Genomic DNA, 18,823 nt, shown 5'->3' with positions numbered 1-18,823 from the left:
AGCAGGCACAGCAGGCACAGCACGGGCAGCACGGGCAGCACGGGCAGCAGCCGCAGCAGGCCGCCCTTCCGGCCGCGGGCCCGGGCGGGCAAGGGCCCGTGTACGGGCCCCAGGAGGCCCCCGCCTTCGCGGTGGACCCCACCGCCATGCCGGCCGCCCACAACAGCGCCTGGTTCGCCGGTCCCCGCGCCCCGCAGGCCGCGTACGAGGGCGGCTACAACCCGCGCCTGGTGGAGGGCCTCGAACCGACTCCGGTGATGCCCCCGCAGGGCCCGGGCCCGGAGCAGCAGGAACAGCCGCAGCCGCAGCCGCAGGAATTCCCGGTCCCGGCCCCCGGCCAGGAGGCTCCCGCCGGAGCCGGGGCCGACGCCGAGGCGACGGCGGCCGCGGCCGCGGCCGCCGTGGATGCGGAGTTCGACGAGATCAAGTTCGCCGAAGCGGCGTACGAGGTCTTCCGCGGGTACATCGAGGAGAACAACCAGGTGCCCACCCCCGAGCAGGTGGACATATACCTCTCGGACCGCCACGGAATCGTGCACCCGCGCAGCGCCACGATGATCCGCCGGATGATGCCGGACCTGAAGCAGCGCTACCAGCAGGACCTGCAGAACGAGCACATCGCGTAGCAATCGCCCAGCAATGGAGAGGGCCCGCATCCCCAGGATGCGGGCCCTCTCCATGTCCGTGCGGAGGCTACGCGGCGAGCAGCTTGCGCACCCGGTCCGCCCCGACGGCGAGCAGCAGCGTCGGCAGTCGCGGCCCGGTCTCCCGCGTCACGAGCAGCCGGTAGAGCAGGGCGAAGAACGTGCGCTGCGCGACCTTCAGCTCCGGCGTGGGCTTGGCGTCCGGCTCGAGGCCGGCCATGACCTTCGGCACCCCGTAGACGAGGGTGGTCAGGCCGTCCAGCGACCAGTGCGAGTCGAGCCCGTCCACGAGCCGCCGCAGCGACTCGCGGCCCTCGTCGTCCAGGGAGGACAGCAGTTCCGCGTCGGGCTCCTCGCGGACCAGCGTGCGCTGGTCGGCCGGGACCTGGGTGGTGATCCAGTTCTCGGCACGGTCGAGGCGCGGGCGCACCTCGTCGAGCGAGGTCAGCGGCCGCTCCGGATCCAGCTCGCTGAGGATGCGCAGGGTCTGCTCGTCGTGGCCGGCCGTGATGTCGACGACGGACGCGAGCGTCCGGTACGCCATCGGGCGCGGGGTGCGCGGCAGTTCCGCGGCGGCGGTGCGCACGGCGCGGGTGTGCGCGGCGGCGTCGGCGGGCAGCACGGAGCCGTCGGCGACCTTGGCCTCCAGCTTGTCCCACTCGTCGTAGAGCCGCTGGATCTCCTGGTCGAAGGCGATCTTGAAGGACTGGTTGGGGCGGCGGCGGGCGTACAGCCAGCGCAGCAGCTGCGGCTCCATGATCTTCAGCGCGTCGGCCGGGGTCGGGACCCCGCCCTTGCTGGAGGACATCTTGGCCATGCCGCTGATGCCGACGAACGCGTACATCGGTCCGATCGGCTGCTCGCCGCCGAAGATGTGCACGATCTGGCCGCCGACCTGGAAGGAGGAGCCGGGCGAGGAGTGGTCGACGCCCGAGGGCTCGAAGATCACGCCCTCGTAGGCCCAGCGCATCGGCCAGTCGACCTTCCAGACGAGCTTGCCGCGGTTGAACTCGCTGAGCTTGACCGTCTCGGTGAACTCGTCCTCGGTGCAGACGTAGGTCATCTCGGTCGTCTCGTCGTCGTACGAGGTGACCTTGGTGAAGTCCTTGCCGCACTGCCCGCAGTACGGCTTGTACGGGAAGTACCCGCCCTCGCCGACGCTGCCGTCGTCCTCGGCGGCCGCGCCCGAACCCTCGGCGGCCTCCAGCTCGGCCTCGTCGACCTGCTTCTGCTGCGGCTTCTTGCCGCCCGGCTTCTGCTTCGTGCGGTACTGGTCGAGGATCGCGTCGATGTCACCGCGGTGCTTCATCGCGAACAGGATCTGCTCGCGGTAGACGCCGGTCGTGTACTGCTCGGTCTGGCTGATGGGGTCGTACTCGACGCCCAGCTCGGCCAGCGACTCGACCATGGCGGCCTTGAAGTGCTCGGCCCAGGAGGCGTACGCGGAGCCGGCGGGCGCGGGGACGGAGGTCAGCGGCATGCCGATGTACTGGCCGTAGGTCTCCGGGTCCACGCCCGGGATGCCGGCCGGCACCTTGCGGAAGCGGTCGTAGTCGTCCCAGGACAGGACGTGGCGGACCTCGATGCCCCGGCGGCGGATCTCGTCCGCGACCAGGTGCGGAGTCATGACCTCGCGGAGGTTGCCCAGGTGGATCGGGCCGGAGGGGGAGAGTCCGGACGCGACGACTAGGGCTTTGCCCGGGGCTCGGCGCTCCGCCTCGGCGATGACCTCGTCCGCGAAACGGGAGACCCAATCGGTCTCGGTGCTGCTCTGGGCGCTCTGAGCCACGACACGTCCTTCTATCTCGAATGCTGGCTTCAGCCATTCTCCCAGACGGAAGGGGGCGCTCCGGGGTTGCCCGGCGCCCCTATATCCCGGGATGCGGACAGCCCCCGCGTGGGATACTCGGTCCTTGTCGGAACACCCAAGTGCAAGCACAAGCACGACCTCACAGGAACGGCAGCTCATGGCCTCGGTCCCTTCCCTCGCTTCCTCCGTCAGCCAGCGCGTCGCCGACGCACTCGCCTCCGCCCTGCCGGACGCCGGTGCGATCGACGCCATGCTGCGACGAAGCGACCGGGCCGACTTCCAGGCCAACGGCATCCTGGCGCTCGCGAAGAAGGCCAAGGCCAACCCGCGCGAGCTGGCGACCACGGTGGTCGAGGGCCTCGACCACGGTGACCTGATCAAGGAGATCGAGGTCTCGGGCCCCGGCTTCCTCAACATCACGCTCACCGACCGGGCGATCATCGAGACGCTGGCCGCGCGTGCCGCCGACGACCGCCTCGGCGTGCCGCTCGCCGCGAAGCCGGGTACGACGGTCATCGACTACGCGCAGCCGAACGTCGCCAAGGAGATGCACGTCGGCCACCTGCGCTCCGCCGTGATCGGCGCCGCGATGGTGGAGATCCTGGAGTTCACGGGCGAGAAGGTGGTCCGCCGCCACCACATCGGCGACTGGGGCACCCAGTTCGGCATGCTCATCCAGTACCTGCTGGAGCACCCGCACGAGCTGGACCACAAGGCCGAGGGCGGCGCCGGGTCCCCGGAGGTCTCCGGCGAGGAGGCCATGTCCAACCTCAACCGGCTGTACAAGGCCTCGCGCGGCCTCTTCGACTCCGACGAGGAGTTCAAGACGCGTGCGCGGGCGCGGGTGGTGGACCTTCAGGCCGGTGAGCCCGAGACCCTGGCGCTGTGGCAGCGGTTCGTGGACGAGTCGAAGATCTACTTCTACTCCGTCTTCGACAAGCTGGACATGGACATCCAGGACCCCGACGTCGTCGGCGAGTCCGGCTACAACGACATGCTCGCCGAGACCTGCAAGCTGCTGGAGGACTCGGGCGTCGCCGTCCGCTCCAACGGCGCCCTTTGCGTGTTCTTCGACGACGTCAAGGGCCCGGACGGCAACCCGACCCCGCTGATCGTCCAGAAGTCCGACGGCGGCTTCGGCTACGCGGCGACCGACCTCTCGGCGATCCGCGACCGCGTCGGCAACCTGGGCGCGACCGAGCTGATCTACGTGGTGGACGCGCGGCAGTCCCTGCACTTCAAGATGGTCTTCGAGACGGCTCGCCGGGCGGGCTGGCTCGGCGACGGCGTCAAGGCCGTGCAGCTGGCCTTCGGCACCGTACTGGGCAAGGACGGCAAGCCGTTCAAGACCCGTGAGGGCGAGACGGTCCGGCTGGTGGACCTGCTGGACGAGGCCGTGGACCGGGCGACGGCCGTGGTCCGCGAGAAGGCGGACAAGGTCGGCCTGACCGAGCGGGAGATCGTCGAGAACGGCCGGCAGGTCGGCATCGGCGCGGTGAAGTACGCGGACCTCTCCACCTCGGCCGCGCGCGACTACAAGTTCGACCTGGACCAGATGGTCTCGCTGAACGGCGACACGTCCGTGTACCTCCAGTACGCGTACGCCCGCATCAGGTCCATCCTGCGCAAGGCGGGCGAGGCGGGCGACCGCAAGCCGGTCGCGCACCCGGAGCTGGAGTTGGCCCCGGCCGAGCGGGCGCTGGGCCTGCACCTGGACCACTTCAGCGACCTCCTCGCCGAAGCGGCGGCGGACTACGCCCCGCACAAGGTGGCGGCGTACCTCTACCAGCTGTCCTCGCTGTTCACGACGTTCTACGACCAGTGCCCGGTCATCAAGCCGGAGCCGGAGCTCGTCGTCGGCGAGAACCGCCTGTTCCTGTGCGAGCTGACCGCCCGCACCCTCGCCAAGGGCATGTCCCTGCTGGGCATCCGGACCCCCGAGAAGCTCTGACGCCCGAGAAGCTCCGGCGCCCGACGGCTCGACGCGGCGGCCCCGTCTCCCGGTGGGAGGCGGGGCTTTCCGCTGCCCTATGCCGCACCGAAGACCTCGACCTTGCACCGGGCACTCCCGGAACGACCGATTCGTGCGTCGCACGTGACGAGCGGCACCTGAAGCCCTTCGGCCAGAGCTACGTAGGTGGCGTCGTACGCGGAGAGGTTCGCGTAAAACACCCGTACGGCCCGATTCGGGCCGTACGGGCCGGGTAGGGGACGGCCCGTCCTTCCCCTACCCACCCACGGAGGGCCCCGTGCCCGACATGAACGGCCCCTACAAGCCCGGCACCCCGTGCTGGATCGACCTGATGGTTCCCGACCAGCAGGCCGCGCTCGACTTCTACGGCGACCTCTTCGGCTGGCAGGGCGAGATCGGACCGCCCGAGCAGGGCGGGTACTCCGTCTGCACCCTCAAGGGCAAGCCGGTCGCCGGAATCATGAAGGCGATGAACCCGGACGGCACCGTCCCCGACCCGATGCCGCCGACCGTGTGGACGACGTACCTGGCCACCGACGCCATCGACACCGCCCTCAAGTCGGCCACCGACGCGCGCGGCCGGGTCGTCATGGGCCCGATGGACGTCATGGACCTCGGCCGGATGGCCGTCCTCGCCGACCCGACCGGCGCCGTGTTCGGCCTGTGGCAGGCCGGCACCTTCGACGGCGCGGGCATCGTCAACGAGCACGGCGCCCTGATCTGGAACGAGCTCAGCACGGGAGACGTGGCCGCCGCGTCCGCGTTCTACTCCGCCATCCTGCCGGTCACCACGGCCGCGTCCGAGATGCCGGGAGCCTCGCAGTACACGGAGTTCAAGGTCGGCGGCCGCGCGGTGGCCGGGATGATGGACCTGAAGGACCTCCCGCCCGGCACCCCGCCGAACTGGCTCCCGTACTTCCACGCGGACGACGTGGACGGCGTCCAGGCCGCCGCCGTCCGCGCCGGAGCCTCCGTCCTCGCCCCCGCCTTCGACATGCCGGTGGGCCGCATCGCGGTCCTGGCCGACCCGCAGGGCGCACCGTTCGCGGTCATCACGGCGAGCGCCCCGGAACAGCCGGTCTGACCGGTCCAGGGCTCGCGCGACGGGGCCGAGGCGCGTGACGGGGCCGACTCGTGCGACGGGGCCCACAGGGAACGTTTCCCCTGTGGGCCCCGTCGCCGGGCCGCCCGGGCCGCCCTTACGGAGTGGACCGCTCGCTGATCAGTTCGGCCAGGCCGTCCAGCAGGCGGCCCAGGCCGAAGCGGAACTGGAAGTCCGGCTCGTCCGAGCCGGTGAACGCCGAGGATTCCAGCAGCCGCGTCAGCGCCGGGTGGCTGTCCGGGCCGGTCAGCAGCCGCAGCATGCGTACGTACTGGCCCACGACCTGGTCCGGTGAGACCCCGGACTTCACGATGGCGTCCATCATGTCCGCGGCCATGGTCGCCTCGTTCCGTACGAGCCCGCCGATCAGGATGATCGTGGAGAGCTTCTCGCTCTCCTCCAGGCCGGTGCCGGCCAGCGCCGCGAGCCCGCGTTCCATCCAGGCCAGCTGGTTGGGCGTGGCCGGCGGGGCGGTGATCGGGATGCGCAGGATCCAGGAGTTGGCCATCAGGACGGCCCGCTGCGCGTACGCCCAGTCGGTCAGCAGCTTCCGCCAGCCGGCGCCCGCACCCACGGAGGGCCCCGGCCCGGGCTCCGGCTCCGGCTCCGGCTCCGGCTCCGGAGGGGTGCCGACGCCGGCGTCCGACATCAGGATGTAGAGCTCTTCCTTCGCCGTGACGTACCGGTAGAGGGACATCGTCGAGACGCCCAGCTCCTTGGCCACCCGGCCCATGGAGACGGCGTCCATCCCCTCGGTGGCGGCGAGGGACACGGCCGCCTCCACGATCCGGGGAAGCGTCAGCGTGGGGCGCGGCCCCTTGCCGGGGCGTTCGCGCAGGCCCCAGGCCATTTCCAGGCTCGCCGGAAGCCCGGTGCCTTCCACCGGTTCCCTCTCCGGCTGCTTCGCCATGGCCGCCCGCTCCCGCTCTCGTCGTTGACCCACAACCGGCGGGCGACGCCCCTTGGGTGGCCCTGGCGTGGTGCGCGGCCATCGGCGTGGTCTCCGTGACCCTCGCGACCGTCCTCTTCGAACGGCGGACGCGCTAGGTGCCTGCGTGCGTGCGCCGACGCGGCGCAGAACCGCCGCTGCGGCCCGTCCATGGGGGTGGACGGGCCGCAGGGGCGGATCTCGGCGCGTGAGCGCGTGATGCTTCGCGCGTCACGCGTCACGGGCACGCATCACTGCAACGGGTATGAGTGCCTGCCCGTCACCGCGTCGATCTCCGAGTGGGCCTTCTGCAACAGCTGGGACGCGAGGTCCATCAGCGCTCTCGCGCCGGCGATCTCTTCCCCGACCCGCAGCTGATCCGGGTCGGAGGGGTGACGCATGGCGTAGCCGTGCGCCCGTATCTCGGAGCCGTCCCCGAGCCTGACCAGGGCCGCCGCACTCGTGCGGTGTCCCTCCTCGGTGAACTCGAGCTCCACGTGCCACCCGACGAGCGTGGTCATGGTGCATCACCTCCAGGGGCTCACCCACCTGCCTCCAGGGTGCGCCTACCGGGGGTGGGATGCGAGTCGGGGTGGGGGTCGTCAGGGGCTTGGGCTGCAGGGTTGGGCGGGTTGGGCTGCGGGGGTTGTTGGGGGCGTTGACGGTGGGGCGGTGGTTGGGGGGTGGGCCTCGGCTGCGTACCTCTCGGGGGCTTTGACGGTCCCGGTGGGAGTCCCGGAAGTCCAGCGTCCTTCCGGGGCGGGCCGGTCCCTCAAGGGCGCTCCCTCCGGTCGCGTCGCTACGCGATGGCCTGCGGCCACCCTTGACCGACCGACCCACCCCGGAACGCCACAAGACTTCCGGGATCCCCCCGGGGGATGGCCTGGGGGTCATGGGCAGAGGGACGGCCGGATCAGAGAGCGCAATGCCACGGTCCCGCCGGTCAGCCGACGGTTCCAGCGGCCGGGACCGGCCCGCCTGCCCGGGGCCGGGGGCGCGGGACCCCCGGGACACCCATGCGGGGCCCATCGCGGCCCCTTCCCGGTGCTTCGAACGCCAACCCGCACGACAGGTTGACCAGACAGTCATCCGGGGCCCTGAGGCGCATCAGATCGCTACACACTCACACTCGGCTTAGCGACTGCGGCCCGGTGGGCGCCAGGGCGGTGAAAACGGCCGCCCACGGAGTGGGGGGGTCAGGGGTGGGCCAGGCGGCTGAGGAGGGCCACGGCCTCGTCGCGCGCGACCGGTTGGAAGAAGGTCGTGTCCACGGCCTCGACGGCGGCGATGGCGCGTGGAGCCAGCTCGGCTCCGGCGGTGGTGACGCGCAGCCGCTTGGCGCGCGTATCGGCGGGGTCGACCTCGCGCTCGATCCAGCCCTTGGTTTCCAGGGCGCGCAGGACCTGTGAGGTCATCTTGACGTCCGTGCCGGCCTGGCGGGCCACTGCCAGTTGGTTGGGGTGCTCGCCGTGCTTGTTCATCCACCACGTGCAGGCGAGCAGGACGAACTGCACGTGGGTGAGGTCCAACGGTCCGAGAGCTGCGGCGATGTCGCGCTGCCAGCGCAACGTGGCGTGCCAGAGCAGGAAGCCGGGACTGTCGCCGGGGCTGAGGGCCATCAGCCCTGCGCCAGCTTCACCAGCGCGTCCATCGTCTCCGGCCAGTCCCCCGTGACGGCCGGACCGATGTGCGGGCCGAGCTCGTCCACACCTTCGCCGGTGATCTCCATCCGATACGTGACCCGCGTACGCAGCCGCTCCCCCGCGTCCACCCGGTGAACGGTCCGCAGCAACAGCCCCTCGAACCGCGCCTCGTCCACGAACAGTTCATCGACGACGGCCTCGGCAACAACCAGGCTCACCGGATCCTGCCCGGCCGGCGTCATTACGATCTCCGCCCCCGCCGCGAATGCCCCGCTGATCATCACGCTCTCGATATCGGCGTTCCAGGCTCCCCAGTTCTCGACGTCGGCCCACAGTCCCCAGATCGCCCCGGGTCCCGCATTGGTCTCAACGCTGTGCTCGTACGCCCACATCTGGAGCCTCCCCTTGCCCGATATTGCCTACGCGAAGACTATCTCTGCACAGACTATCTGTCCACATCACACCCATCCCCATCCCCATCCCCATCCATCAGCCTCCGCCGTCCAAGCCGAGAGCGACGGCCAACCGCCCCCCGCCGACCCACAGCCGTCCCCCAAGCCCGCGCAACGCTCCTCCCCACTCCGTGGGCGGCCGTTTTCACCGCCCCGGCGCTCACCGGGCCGCAGTCGCTAAGCCGAGTGTGAGTGTGTAGCGATCTATCGCGCCTCAGGGCTCCGGATGACTGTCTGGTCAACCTGTCGTGCGGGTTGGCGTTCGAAGCACCGGGAAGGGGCCGCGATGGGCCCCGCGTGGGTGTCCCGGGGGTCCCGCGCCCCCGGCCCCGGGCAGGCGGGCCGGTCCCGGCTGCTGGAACCGTCGGCTGACCGGCGGGACCGGGCTCGTACATCCCTGATCCGGCCGTCCCTGCCCTCTCGCACCCCCAGGCCATCCCCCGGGGGGATCCCGGAAGTCTTGTGGCGTTCCGGGGCGGGCCGGTCGGTCAAGGGTGGCCGCAGGCCATCGCGTAGCGACGCGACGACGAAGGAGGAGCGCCCTTGACGGACCGGCCCGCCCCGGAAGGACGCTGGACTTCCGGGACTCCCACCGGGACCGTCAAAGCCCCCGAGAGGTACGCAGCCGAGGCCCACCCGCCCCACCGTCAACGCCCCCTCATTCCCCCCTCACCCCCCTCACTCCCCCCGCAACCACCCCGCCACCTCGGTCGCCCAGTACGTCAGGATCGTGTCCGCGCCCGCGCGCTTGATGCCGAGCAGGGTCTCCAGGATGGCGCGGTCGCGCTCGATCCAGCCCTTCTCCGCCGCCGCCTCGATCATCGCGAACTCGCCGCTGATCTGGTACGCGGCCACCGGCACGTCCACCGACTGCGCGACCCGGTACAGGATGTCGAGGTAGGGGCCCGCCGGCTTGACCATGACCATGTCGGCGCCCTCCTCCAGGTCCAGGGCCAGTTCGCGCAGCGACTCCCGGGCGTTCGCCGGGTCCTGCTGGTAGGTCTTGCGGTCGCCCTGGAGCGAGGAGGCCACCGCCTCGCGGAAGGGCCCGTAGAAGGCGGAGGAGTACTTGGCCGTGTACGCCAGGATGGACACGTCCTCGTGCCCGGTCTCGTCCAGCGCGTCGCGGATGACGCCGACCTGGCCGTCCATCATCCCGCTGGGCCCGACCACGTGGACGCCCGCGTCCGCCTGGACCTGCGCCATCTCCGCGTACCGCTCCAGCGTCGCGTCGTTGTCGACGCGCCCGTGCTCGTCCAGGACCCCGCAGTGCCCGTGGTCGGTGTACTCGTCCAGGCACAGATCGGACATGATGACGAGATCGTCCCCGACCTCGGCCTTCACGTCGCGGATCGCGACCTGGAGGATCCCGTCCGGCTCGGTGCCCGCCGTGCCCCGCGCGTCCTTGTTCTCGTCCGCCGGGACCCCGAAGAGCATGATCCCCGCGACGCCCGCCTCGACCGCCTCCACGGCGGCCTTCCGCAGCGTGTCCCGCGTGTGCTGGACCACGCCCGGCATCGCCGAGATGGCGAGCGGCTCGCTGATGCCCTCCCGGACGAACGCCGGGAGGATCAGGTCCGAGGGGTGCAGCCGGGTCTCCGCGACCATCCGCCGCATCGCCGGGGTCGTGCGCAGCCGGCGGGGCCGCGAGCCGGGGAAGGATCCGTACGTGCTCATCTTCTAGTCGCCTCTTCGAGCATCGACAGCAGTCGGGACAAGCGTAGAGCCCGCCCCGTCCCGGAACGGCCCGGGCTCCCGGGGGCCCGCGCAGGCACTCGGTTCCACCTGGGTACGGCGCGCGGCCCCGGCCGCACCCACGGCGAACTCGCACCACACCACCTTGCCCGGCACCCGCACCCCGACCCCCCACCGGTCCGCGACGGCCGCGACCAGCAGCAGCCCGCGCCCGCGCTCCGCCCCCGGATCCCGGTCCTCCACGCGCGGCCGCCCGCCCCCGCTGTCGTGCACCTCGACCCGGACGACGTCCCCGAACCGCACCAGCCGCACCCGGTAGCCCCTGCCGGGCGGGATCCCGTGCAGCAGGGCGTTGGTCGCCAGCTCGCTCACGCAGAGCAACACGTCGTCGCGGCGGCATGTGACACCCCACGCGTGCAGTGTCACCGCCGCGAACTCCCTGACGGAGCGGACACTTTGGCGGCTGCGGGGGTAGAACCGCTCGCGCAGCAGGGCCGGATGGATTTCCACGTTCACGGGACGATCGTCGCGGTGCGTGACTAGCGTGGGGAAGACGAGTAACCCGTACTCCTTCATGAGTACGGGTTGGTACCGGTATCTCTCATGCACACGCGGGGAGTTCACAGGCATGCCACCACGCAAGAGGCCCCGGCCCAACGAGACCGCGATGAAGATGGTCGGCGCTCAGGTCGCCGCCGCACGCATCGCCGCAGGAATGACCCAGCGCGCCCTCGCCGAAGAGCTGCACATCGACGTGGAAACCGTCGCCTCCATCGAGCAGGGCAGGCGCGTCCTGATGCCGAACGTCGCCGAGAAGATGGACCGGATCCTTGGCCTACCCGGCCTCCTGACGGTCGCGGCGAACCGCATGCCCGAGGTCGACATGAGCCCAGCCTGGGCGGAGGAATACTTCGCCAGCGAGGGCGAGGCCCTCGCTTTGTCCTGGTACGACACCGTGCTCGTGCCCGGCCTGCTTCAAACCGAGGAGTACGCCCGCGCTGTGTTCAGCTGCCGCGTCCCGTACATGGGCGAGGAAAAGATCGAGCTCCAAACGGCCCGCCGAATCAAGCGTCAGGAACTACTGCACCGCAGAGTGCCGCCCACTCTCGGCTTCATCGTCTCGGAAGCAGCACTGCGCGACCGCCTTGGCGGCGACGAGGTCCACCGGGAGCAGCTGCGCTACCTGCGTGCCTGCGCCGACCGCCCGGGCCTCTCGCTCCAGGTGCTGCCTCTCGGCATCACCGCTCACGCGGGCCTCGACGGCCCGTTCATCCTGCTGGAGACACCCGAGTTCCAGCACCTCGCCTACTCGGAAACGCAGCGCGGCAGCATCCTCGTTCGTGACCCCAACGAGGTCAGCATCCTTGCTCAGAAGTATGCAATGCTGCGATCCCAGGCCCTCAACGTCGCGGAGACAAAAGGCCTGTTGGACCGGCTGCTAGGAGAGTCATGAGCACCGCACTGAAGTGGTTCAAGTCCAGCTACAGCGGCAGCGAGGGCGGCGCCTGCCTGGAAGTGGCCGTCGCATGGCGGAAGTCCTCCTACAGCGGCGACGAGGGCGGCGCCTGCGTCGAAGTCGCCGCCGCCGCCTGGCAGAAGTCCTCCCACAGCAACGACGAGGGCGGCGCCTGCGTCGAAGTCGCGTCCTGCACCTGCGCCGACGCCGTGCACGTCCGGGACTCCAAGGTCACCGACGGGCCCACCCTCACCCTCGCCCCCGCCGCCTGGACCGGCCTCACCCGGTGGGTTCGTTCCTGAGGCTCCAGCGCCGCAAGCCGTCCGCCCGGGGATCGCTCTCGAGCTCCGGGCCGAGCGGCCCCACCCGCGCGTACGCCTCCGGGGTGCGCGGGTCGTCCCGCCCGGCCAGGCCGTAGGCGGCGCTCAGCCGCAGCTCCTGCTCGTCGGCGTCGAGGAGTTCCACCAGCGCCTCGGTGACCTCCGGCGAGCAGTCGCGGCCTCTGGCGGTGCCGTACGCCGCGCTGCGCCGGACTTCCGGGTCCCCGTCCCGGAGCAGGGCGAGCATGAGCGTCCTGTCCCCCTCCCCCAGCTCGTCCTCCGAGCCCAGCGTGTCCGCGGCCATCGCCCGCACCCCGCCGTCGGTGTCCCGGCCGAGGTCCCGCACCGCCCGCGCCGTCACGGGGTCCAGCGGCTGGTCGAACATCTGCGGTACCCGGCGCCGTACCCGCGGGTCCGGATGCCCGGCGTACCGCAGCCCGAACGCCCGCGTCTGCGGGTGACCCTGGTCCCCGAGCAGGCCGAGCACGAGCGCCAGGACCCCACCGTCCGGCTCGGCGTCCGCCCAGTCGGGAAGCAGCACCTCCAACCGCTCCCGGTACCAGCGGGCGTTAACGATGACGTCCGTCATCAGCTCGCCCAGCCGCAGGAACTGGGCGACGAACGCCCGGTGCGCGGGTGAGAGGTGCCGGTGGTGGTCCACCACCCGGGACCAGGTCTCCGCGCCCTGCCGCAGCACGAAGATCCAGCGGGCCGCCTGACGGTCGACGTGGTCCTCGTCCTCGTACCGCACGGCCCGGTCAACGAGTTCCTCGACCGGGGTCAGGATCCGGAATTCCCACTCCATGCGGGTCAGAACCGCTCCGTGCCCGGCCCGTACGGTCCGCCCGCCGAGCGTGACCTCCTCGACGCGGTCGGACTCCCCGTCCCGGACGATCCCGGTGCGCGCCGGGCCCTGCGCCCCCGTCAGCCGGCGCAACTCCGCCTCCGCGCCCGTCTCGTACCAATGCCGGGCCGCCTCCAGCAGCCGCGCCCGCTCCGCTTGCGAGAGCCGCTCCCCCGACTCCGAGTACAGGAACGCGCCCCACACCGCCGGTGAGCCGCCCTCGACGGCCCGCAGCAGCGGGGTCGTCCCGTCCGGCAGCCGCCGGTCCGGGTCGGCGCCGCCCTCCACCAGCACGCGTATGGTCTCCACCGCGTACGCCGCCACCGCCGCGCACAGCACCGGCAGGCCGTCGCCGCCCGCCGTGTCCGGGTCCGCGCCCGCCGCCAGCAGCTCGCGGACCCGCTCGGCGTCCCCCGCCCGTACCGCTTCCTCCAGGTCCATGGCCGCGAACATGCCACAGGGCCCGGGTGCAACCGCACCCGGGCCCTGCTCACTACCGGTCCCGCCGTCAGGTCGTACGACGACGCCGCGCGCCCGGCCGCCGCTCGCTCGGCCGGTACACGCTCTCCCCGGCCTCCTTCGCGGCCTCGCGGCGCGCCGCGCCGTACTCGGCCAGGGCCTCCGCCAGCTTGCCGACGCTCGGCTCCGGCGAGAGGACGTCGACCCGCAGGCCGTGTTCCTCCGCCGTCTTGGCCGTCGCCGGCCCGATGCAGGCGATGACGGTGACGTTGTGCGGCTTGCCGGCGATGCCGACCAGGTTCCGCACGGTCGACGAGGACGTGAAGAGCACGGCGTCGAAGCCGCCGCCCTTGATCGCCTCGCGCGTGTCCTGCGGCGGCGGAGAGGCGCGCACGGTCCGGTAGGCGGTGACGTCATCGACCTCCCACCCGAGCTCGATCAGCCCGGCGACCAGGGTTTCGGTGGCGATGTCGGCACGCGGCAGGAAGACGCGGTCGATCGGGTCGAAGACCGGGTCGTACGGCGGCCAGTCCTCCAGCAGTCCGGCGGCGGACTGCTCACCGCTCGGCACCAGGTCGGGCTTGACGCCGAACTCCACCAGCGCGGCGGCCGTCTGCTCGCCCACGGCGGCGACCTTGATGCCCGCGAAGGCACGGGCGTCGAGCCCGTACTCCTCGAACTTCTCGCGCACGGCCTTGACCGCGTTCACCGAGGTGAAGGCGATCCACTCGTAGCGGCCGGTGACCAGCCCCTTGACGGCCCGCTCCATCTGCTGCGGGGTGCGCGGCGGCTCCACGGCGATGGTCGGCACCTCGTGCGGCACCGCGCCGTACGAACGCAGCTGGTCGGAGAGCGAGGCGGCCTGCTCCTTGGTGCGCGGCACGAGCACGCGCCAGCCGAAGAGCGGCTTCGACTCGAACCAGGACAGTTCCTCGCGGCGCGCGGCGGCGCCGTGCTCCCCGACCACGGCTATGACGGGCCGCGAACCCTCCGGGGAGGGAAGGATCTTGCCCTGCTTGAACACCTGGGCGATGGTCCCCAGGGTCGCGCTCCACGTCCGCTGGCGGGTGGTGGTGCCGGCCACGGTCACCGTGAGAGGGGTGTCGGGCTTGCGCCCGGCGCTCACCAGTTCGGCGGCGGCCGCCGATACCGTCTCCAGCGTCGCGGAGACGACGAGGATGCCGTCGCTGGCGCCCACCTCGCTCCAGCAGCGCGCGGAGGCGTTGCGGGCGTCCACGAACCGGACGTCGGCGCCGAGCTTGCCGCTCAGCGGCACACCGGCGTACGCGGGTACGCCGACGGCGGTCGCGACACCGGGCACGACCTCGAAGGGGATGCCCTCGGTGGCACAGGCGAGCATCTCCTCGGCCGCGTTCCCGTCGAGCCCGGGGTCGCCGGTGACGGCACGGACGACCCGCCTGCCGGAGCGCGCGGCCTCCATGACAAGATTGGCAACGTCGTTGAGAGCAAGAGGTGTTCGGATCACCGGAACCCCGGCGGCTGCTGACAGATCGTCAGCAACCGTCAGCTGAGGCGTGTCCACCCCCGCGCGCGCATGCGTCCGTACGACGTCGAGCACTTCGGGCTCCGCGATCAGTACGTCCGCGGCGGCGAGGGCCTCGACGGCGCGCAGCGTCAGCAGACCCGGGTCGCCCGGACCGGCACCGAGGAAGGTGACGTGTCCGTGGACGGCGACCGCCGGGAAAGCGGAGGTGTTGGGACGTGTGGGGTTCAAAGCGACCGCTCCCCCATCAGACCGGCCGCGCCCTTGGCGAGCATCTCGTCCGCGAGTTCGCGGCCGAGCGCCATGGCCTCGTCGTACGACGAGGGCACGGGACCGGTGGTGGACAGCTGTACCAGCGTGGAACCGTCGAGGGTTCCCACAACTCCACGCAGGCGCATTTCATTGACAGTCTGCCCGTCGGCCAGCAGGTCGGCGAGCGCCCCCACAGGGGCGCTGCAGCCGGCCTCCAGGGCGGCGAGCAGTGCGCGTTCGGCGGTCACGGCGGCCCGGGTGTACGGGTCGTCGAGCTCGCCGAGCGCGGCGATCAGGTCCGTGTCGGACGCGAGGCACTCCACGGCCAGGGCACCCTGGCCGGGTGCGGGCAGCACGTTGTCGACGGAGATCAGGTCGGTGGCTTCGTCGCCGCGGCCGATCCGGTTGAGCCCGGCGGCGGCGAGGACGACGGCGTCGAGCTCTCCGTTGCGCACGAAGCCGATCCGGGTGTCGACGTTGCCGCGGATGGCAACGGTCTCGATGACCTTGCCCAGCGACTTGGCGTAGGCGTGCAGCTGGGACATGCGCCGGGGCGACCCGGTCCCGATCCGCGCCCCGTCGGGCAGCTGCTCGAAGGTCAGGCCGTCGCGGGCGACGAGCGCGTCCCGGGCGTCCTCACGCTGCGGCATGGCCGCGATGACGAGCTCGGCGGGCTGCGTGGTGGGCAGGTCCTTCAGCGAGTGCACGGCGAAGTCGACCTCACCGCGTACAAGGGCTTCGCGCAGGGCGGTGACGAAGACGCCGGTGCCGCCGATCTGCGAGAGGCTCTCGCGGGACACGTCCCCGAAGGTCGTGATCTCCACGAGCTCGACGGGCCGGCCGGTGATCGCCCGTACCGCCTCGGCGACATGCCCGGACTGGGACATGGCCAGCTTGCTTCGCCGCGTGCCGAGCCGGAGGGGCTCGTCGAGACGTGGATTCATGATGCCCGTCCTGAGTCGTCGTTCTTGTCTGCCGCGTCCGCCCGGCTGACGGAGGCCACCGTCTGCGGGTCGAGATCGAAGAGTTCGCGCAGCGCCTCCGCGTACCCGGCGCCGCCGGGCTCGCTCGCGAGCTGCTTGACGCGCACGGTCGGCGCGTGGAGGAGCTTGTCGACGACGCGCCGCACGGTCTGATTGACCTCGGCCCGCTGCCGTTCGTCGAGATCGGGTACCCGCCCGTCCAGCCGCGCCACCTCCATGGCGACGACCTCGGCGGCCATCGCCCGCAGGGCGACCACCGTGGGCGTGATGTGCGCGGCCCGCTGGGCCGCCCCGAAGGCGGCCACTTCCGCGGCCACTATCTCGCGCACCGCGTCGACGTCGGCGGCCATCGGCGCATCGGCGCTCGCTTCCGCCAGCGATTCGATGTCGACGAGCCGCACCCCGGGGATCCGGTGCACGGCGGCGTCGATGTCCCGCGGCATGGCCAGGTCGAGCAGCGCGAGCCGTACGGGCGCGCCGTCCTGGCTCCGCACCGTCCTGCGCGGCTGCCGCTGCGCGGCCGCCTCGCCCTGGTCGGCCCAGGCCCCGTGCAGTTCGAGCGAGCCGGCGTCCACCCCGGCCAGCGCGGCCCGCCCGCCGGAAGCCGGCGAATCCATCCCGACGGGACACCCGTCGGGCTCGTCAACGACCACCTTGCTCCGCACGGCCCCGGCATCGGCGATCCGCTGCCCTCCGGCCGCCAGAGCGGCAAGCCGCGCAACGAGCTCCGATTCCAGCCCGGCGGGCGAACTCAGCCCGGCCGACGAACCCAGCCCGGCGGGCGAATCCAGCCCCGCCGGCGTTTGAGGCGCGGGGGTCCGGGGGCTGGCCCCCGGCAACGGCGCCGCACCGGCATCGGGTCCGGGCTGGCCCGGGGAACGGTGGAAGGGCGGGTAGGGGACAGCCCCCGCAGGGCCCGACTCCACGGCCGCGGCCACGTCGTCCCCGGTCAGCACCAGGCCGGTCGCCCCGGTGCAGGACACCACCACATCGACTCGTGTCAGCGAATCGGCAACCTCGCCCATCGGCACGGCAGCGGCCCGCACCCCGGTGCCCGAGGCAACCAGAATCCCGGCCAACCGCTCCGCCCGCTCGGCGGTCCGGTTCGCCACCACGATCTCGGCGAAGCCGACCCGCGCCAGCGTCGCCGCCGCGAGCGAGGACATCGATCCGGCCCCGATGACGAGCGCCCGCTTGCCCGCGGCCCACTTCTCCACCGGCTCGTGCACCGCGAGCTGCTCCAGCCCGAAGGTCACCAGCGACTGCCCCGCCCGGTCGATGCCGGTCTCGGAGTGCGCCCGCTTGCCGACCCGCAGGGCCTGCTGGAAGAGGTCGTTGATCAGGCGGCCCGCCGTGTGGAGCTCCTGCCCCAGCGCCAGCGCGTCCTTGATCTGGCCGAGGATCTGCCCCTCGCCGACGACCATCGAGTCCAGCCCGCACGCCACCGAGAACAGGTGGTGCACCGCCCGGTCCTCGTAGTGGACGTAGAGGTAGGGGGTGAGCTCCTCCAGAGCCACCCCGCTGTGCTGCGCGAGCAGCGTGGAGAGCTCGGCCACGCCCGCGTGGAACTTGTCCACGTCCGCGTACAGCTCGATCCGGTTGCACGTGGCGAGCACCGCCGCCTCCGCCGCCGGCTCCGCGGCCAGCGTGTCGTGCAGCAGCTTGATCTTGGCATCGGCGGACAGCGAGGCGCGCTCCAGCACGCTCACGGGCGCGCTGCGATGGCTCAGCCCTACGACGAGCAGGCTCATGCCGGCATCACCGCCGGCACGTCACCCTCGGGGTTGCCCTTCCGGGCCACGGCGGTCGCACGCCCCGCGGGCGGCACGACGGCCGCGGCGGGGGCCGCGCCGGTGCCACTGCCCGTGGGGGAGCCGCCGGCGGCAGCGGCCGCGGCCGCTTCCTCGCCGGCCTTGCGCTGCTCGTGGAACGCCAGGATCTGCAGCTCGATCGACAGGTCGACCTTGCGCACGTCCACGCCCTCGGGCACGGACAGGACGGTCGGCGCGAAGTTCAGGATGGAGGTGACGCCGGCCGCGATGAGCCGCTCGCTCACCTGCTGGGCCGCCCCCGCCGGGGTCGCGATGACCCCGATCGAGACGCCGTTCTCCTCGATGATCTTCTCCAGTTCATCGGTGTGCTGAACGGGCATGCCGGCGACGGGCTTGCCGGCCATGGCCGGATCGGCGTCGATGAGCGCCGCCACGCGGAAGCCGCGGGACGCGAAGCCGCCGTAGTTGGCGAGGGCCGCGCCGAGGTTGCCGATGCCGACGATGACGACCGGCCAGTCCTGGGTCAGTCCGAGCTCGCGGGAGATCTGGTAGACGAGGTACTCCACGTCGTAGCCGACCCCGCGGGTCCCGTAGGAACCGAGGTAGGAGAAGTCCTTGCGGAGCTTCGCGGAGTTCACTCCGGCGGCAGCGGCGAGCTCCTCGGAGGACACCGTGGGTACCGAGCGCTCGGAGAGCGCGGTGAGGGCGCGCAAGTACAGCGGAAGCCGAGCGACAGTGGCCTCGGGAATACCTCGGCTGCGGGTCGCCGGTCGGTGGGTTCGGCCAGTTGCCACGATGCTCCTGCGGGATGAGCGGGGCTGCAGGTGGCCACTTGTCCCAGGACCACCCCGTCGAATGCAGGTTATGTCTTTGTGAACGCGTGCACAAAGATTGTGTCCGCTTTGTCCGACCAAAGTGACCGGGGTCACGCGCCGTGGGCGTGTGGGGCGGGAACGATCGACACGCCGAACCCGTTCAAATCCCGAA

Annotated in this window: 16 protein-coding genes and 1 pseudogene; 5 read left to right on the top strand and 12 right to left on the bottom strand. The window is 71.7% G+C overall.

What is annotated here, in order from left to right:
- Nucleotides 1–626: pseudogene (locus J7E97_RS00840) on the top strand (hypothetical protein); the annotation flags it as partial.
- Between the two features lie 67 nt (nucleotides 627–693).
- On the opposite strand, the gene lysS reads toward J7E97_RS00840, so the two are convergent.
- On the bottom strand, nucleotides 694–2,433 hold the full coding sequence (gene lysS / locus J7E97_RS00835; protein ID WP_215021318.1) for a lysine--tRNA ligase: 1,740 nt from the start codon (nucleotides 2,431–2,433) through the stop codon (nucleotides 694–696).
- A 178-nt stretch (nucleotides 2,434–2,611) separates the two neighbouring features.
- Between lysS and argS the strand changes: the two genes are divergently transcribed.
- Both argS and J7E97_RS00825 read left to right on the top strand, forming a co-directional pair.
- Entirely contained in the window at nucleotides 2,612–4,405 is a 1,794-nt protein-coding gene (gene argS / locus J7E97_RS00830; protein ID WP_215021317.1) for an arginine--tRNA ligase, read from the top strand.
- Between the two features lie 307 nt (nucleotides 4,406–4,712).
- Entirely contained in the window at nucleotides 4,713–5,510 is a 798-nt protein-coding gene (locus J7E97_RS00825; RefSeq protein WP_215021319.1) for a VOC family protein, read from the top strand.
- Between the two features lie 115 nt (nucleotides 5,511–5,625).
- Here J7E97_RS00825 and J7E97_RS00820 read toward each other — a convergent pair whose 3' ends face one another.
- The 6 genes from J7E97_RS00820 to J7E97_RS00795 form a co-directional block, all read right to left on the bottom strand.
- The gene (locus J7E97_RS00820; RefSeq protein WP_215021316.1) at nucleotides 5,626–6,438 is read right to left on the bottom strand and encodes a TetR/AcrR family transcriptional regulator; all 813 of its coding nucleotides are present in this window, start codon (nucleotides 6,436–6,438) and stop codon (nucleotides 5,626–5,628) included.
- A gap of 269 nt (nucleotides 6,439–6,707) precedes the next feature.
- Entirely contained in the window at nucleotides 6,708–6,977 is a 270-nt protein-coding gene (locus J7E97_RS00815; RefSeq protein ID WP_215021315.1) for a DUF1876 domain-containing protein, read from the bottom strand.
- A 675-nt stretch (nucleotides 6,978–7,652) separates the two neighbouring features.
- On the bottom strand, nucleotides 7,653–8,075 hold the full coding sequence (locus tag J7E97_RS00810) for a MarR family winged helix-turn-helix transcriptional regulator (RefSeq protein ID WP_215021314.1): 423 nt from the start codon (nucleotides 8,073–8,075) through the stop codon (nucleotides 7,653–7,655).
- Nucleotides 8,075–8,491 carry a polyketide cyclase gene (locus J7E97_RS00805; RefSeq protein WP_215021313.1) on the bottom strand — a complete coding sequence of 139 codons (417 nt, stop codon included), beginning with the start codon at nucleotides 8,489–8,491 and terminating at the stop codon, nucleotides 8,075–8,077. Before J7E97_RS00805 ends, J7E97_RS00810 begins: the two co-directional genes overlap by 1 nt.
- A gap of 738 nt (nucleotides 8,492–9,229) precedes the next feature.
- Entirely contained in the window at nucleotides 9,230–10,228 is a 999-nt protein-coding gene (gene hemB / locus J7E97_RS00800) for a porphobilinogen synthase (protein WP_215021312.1), read from the bottom strand.
- A gap of 3 nt (nucleotides 10,229–10,231) precedes the next feature.
- Nucleotides 10,232–10,762 carry an ATP-binding protein gene (locus tag J7E97_RS00795; protein WP_308346129.1) on the bottom strand — a complete coding sequence of 177 codons (531 nt, stop codon included), beginning with the start codon at nucleotides 10,760–10,762 and terminating at the stop codon, nucleotides 10,232–10,234.
- Nucleotides 10,763–10,913: 151 nt separating this feature from the next.
- On the opposite strand from J7E97_RS00795, the gene J7E97_RS00790 reads away from it, so the two are divergent.
- Entirely contained in the window at nucleotides 10,914–11,699 is a 786-nt protein-coding gene (locus tag J7E97_RS00790; RefSeq protein WP_308346127.1) for a helix-turn-helix transcriptional regulator, read from the top strand.
- Nucleotides 11,696–12,004, top strand: a complete 309-nt coding sequence (locus J7E97_RS00785; protein WP_215021309.1) for a DUF397 domain-containing protein — start codon at nucleotides 11,696–11,698, stop codon at nucleotides 12,002–12,004. The genes J7E97_RS00790 and J7E97_RS00785 overlap by 4 nt, the downstream gene beginning before the upstream one ends.
- Here J7E97_RS00785 and J7E97_RS00780 read toward each other — a convergent pair.
- The 5 genes from J7E97_RS00780 to J7E97_RS00760 form a co-directional block, all read right to left on the bottom strand.
- Entirely contained in the window at nucleotides 11,982–13,307 is a 1,326-nt protein-coding gene (locus J7E97_RS00780; protein ID WP_215021308.1) for a HEAT repeat domain-containing protein, read from the bottom strand. The genes J7E97_RS00785 and J7E97_RS00780 overlap by 23 nt on opposite strands.
- A 67-nt stretch (nucleotides 13,308–13,374) precedes the next feature.
- Entirely contained in the window at nucleotides 13,375–15,060 is a 1,686-nt protein-coding gene (locus J7E97_RS00775; protein WP_215021307.1) for a bifunctional uroporphyrinogen-III C-methyltransferase/uroporphyrinogen-III synthase, read from the bottom strand.
- Nucleotides 15,057–16,025: a hydroxymethylbilane synthase gene (hemC, locus tag J7E97_RS00770; RefSeq protein WP_215021306.1), complete on the bottom strand. Its 969-nt coding sequence runs from the start codon at nucleotides 16,023–16,025 to the stop codon at nucleotides 15,057–15,059. The genes J7E97_RS00775 and hemC overlap by 4 nt, the downstream gene beginning before the upstream one ends.
- Complete coding sequence (locus J7E97_RS00765) at nucleotides 16,022–17,815, bottom strand: glutamyl-tRNA reductase (protein WP_215021305.1); 1,794 nt, start codon at nucleotides 17,813–17,815, stop codon at nucleotides 16,022–16,024. The genes hemC and J7E97_RS00765 overlap by 4 nt, the downstream gene beginning before the upstream one ends.
- The gene (locus J7E97_RS00760) at nucleotides 17,812–18,630 is read right to left on the bottom strand and encodes a redox-sensing transcriptional repressor Rex (RefSeq protein WP_215021304.1); all 819 of its coding nucleotides are present in this window, start codon (nucleotides 18,628–18,630) and stop codon (nucleotides 17,812–17,814) included. Before J7E97_RS00760 ends, J7E97_RS00765 begins: the two co-directional genes overlap by 4 nt.
- Nucleotides 18,631–18,823: the final 193 nt, after the last annotated feature.

Source organism: Streptomyces sp. ISL-66 (genome assembly GCF_018614135.1).
Classification (GTDB): domain Bacteria; phylum Actinomycetota; class Actinomycetes; order Streptomycetales; family Streptomycetaceae; genus Streptomyces.
The sequence above is the reverse complement of the archived record's forward strand: the minus strand, read 5'-3'. Positions and strand labels throughout refer to the sequence as shown.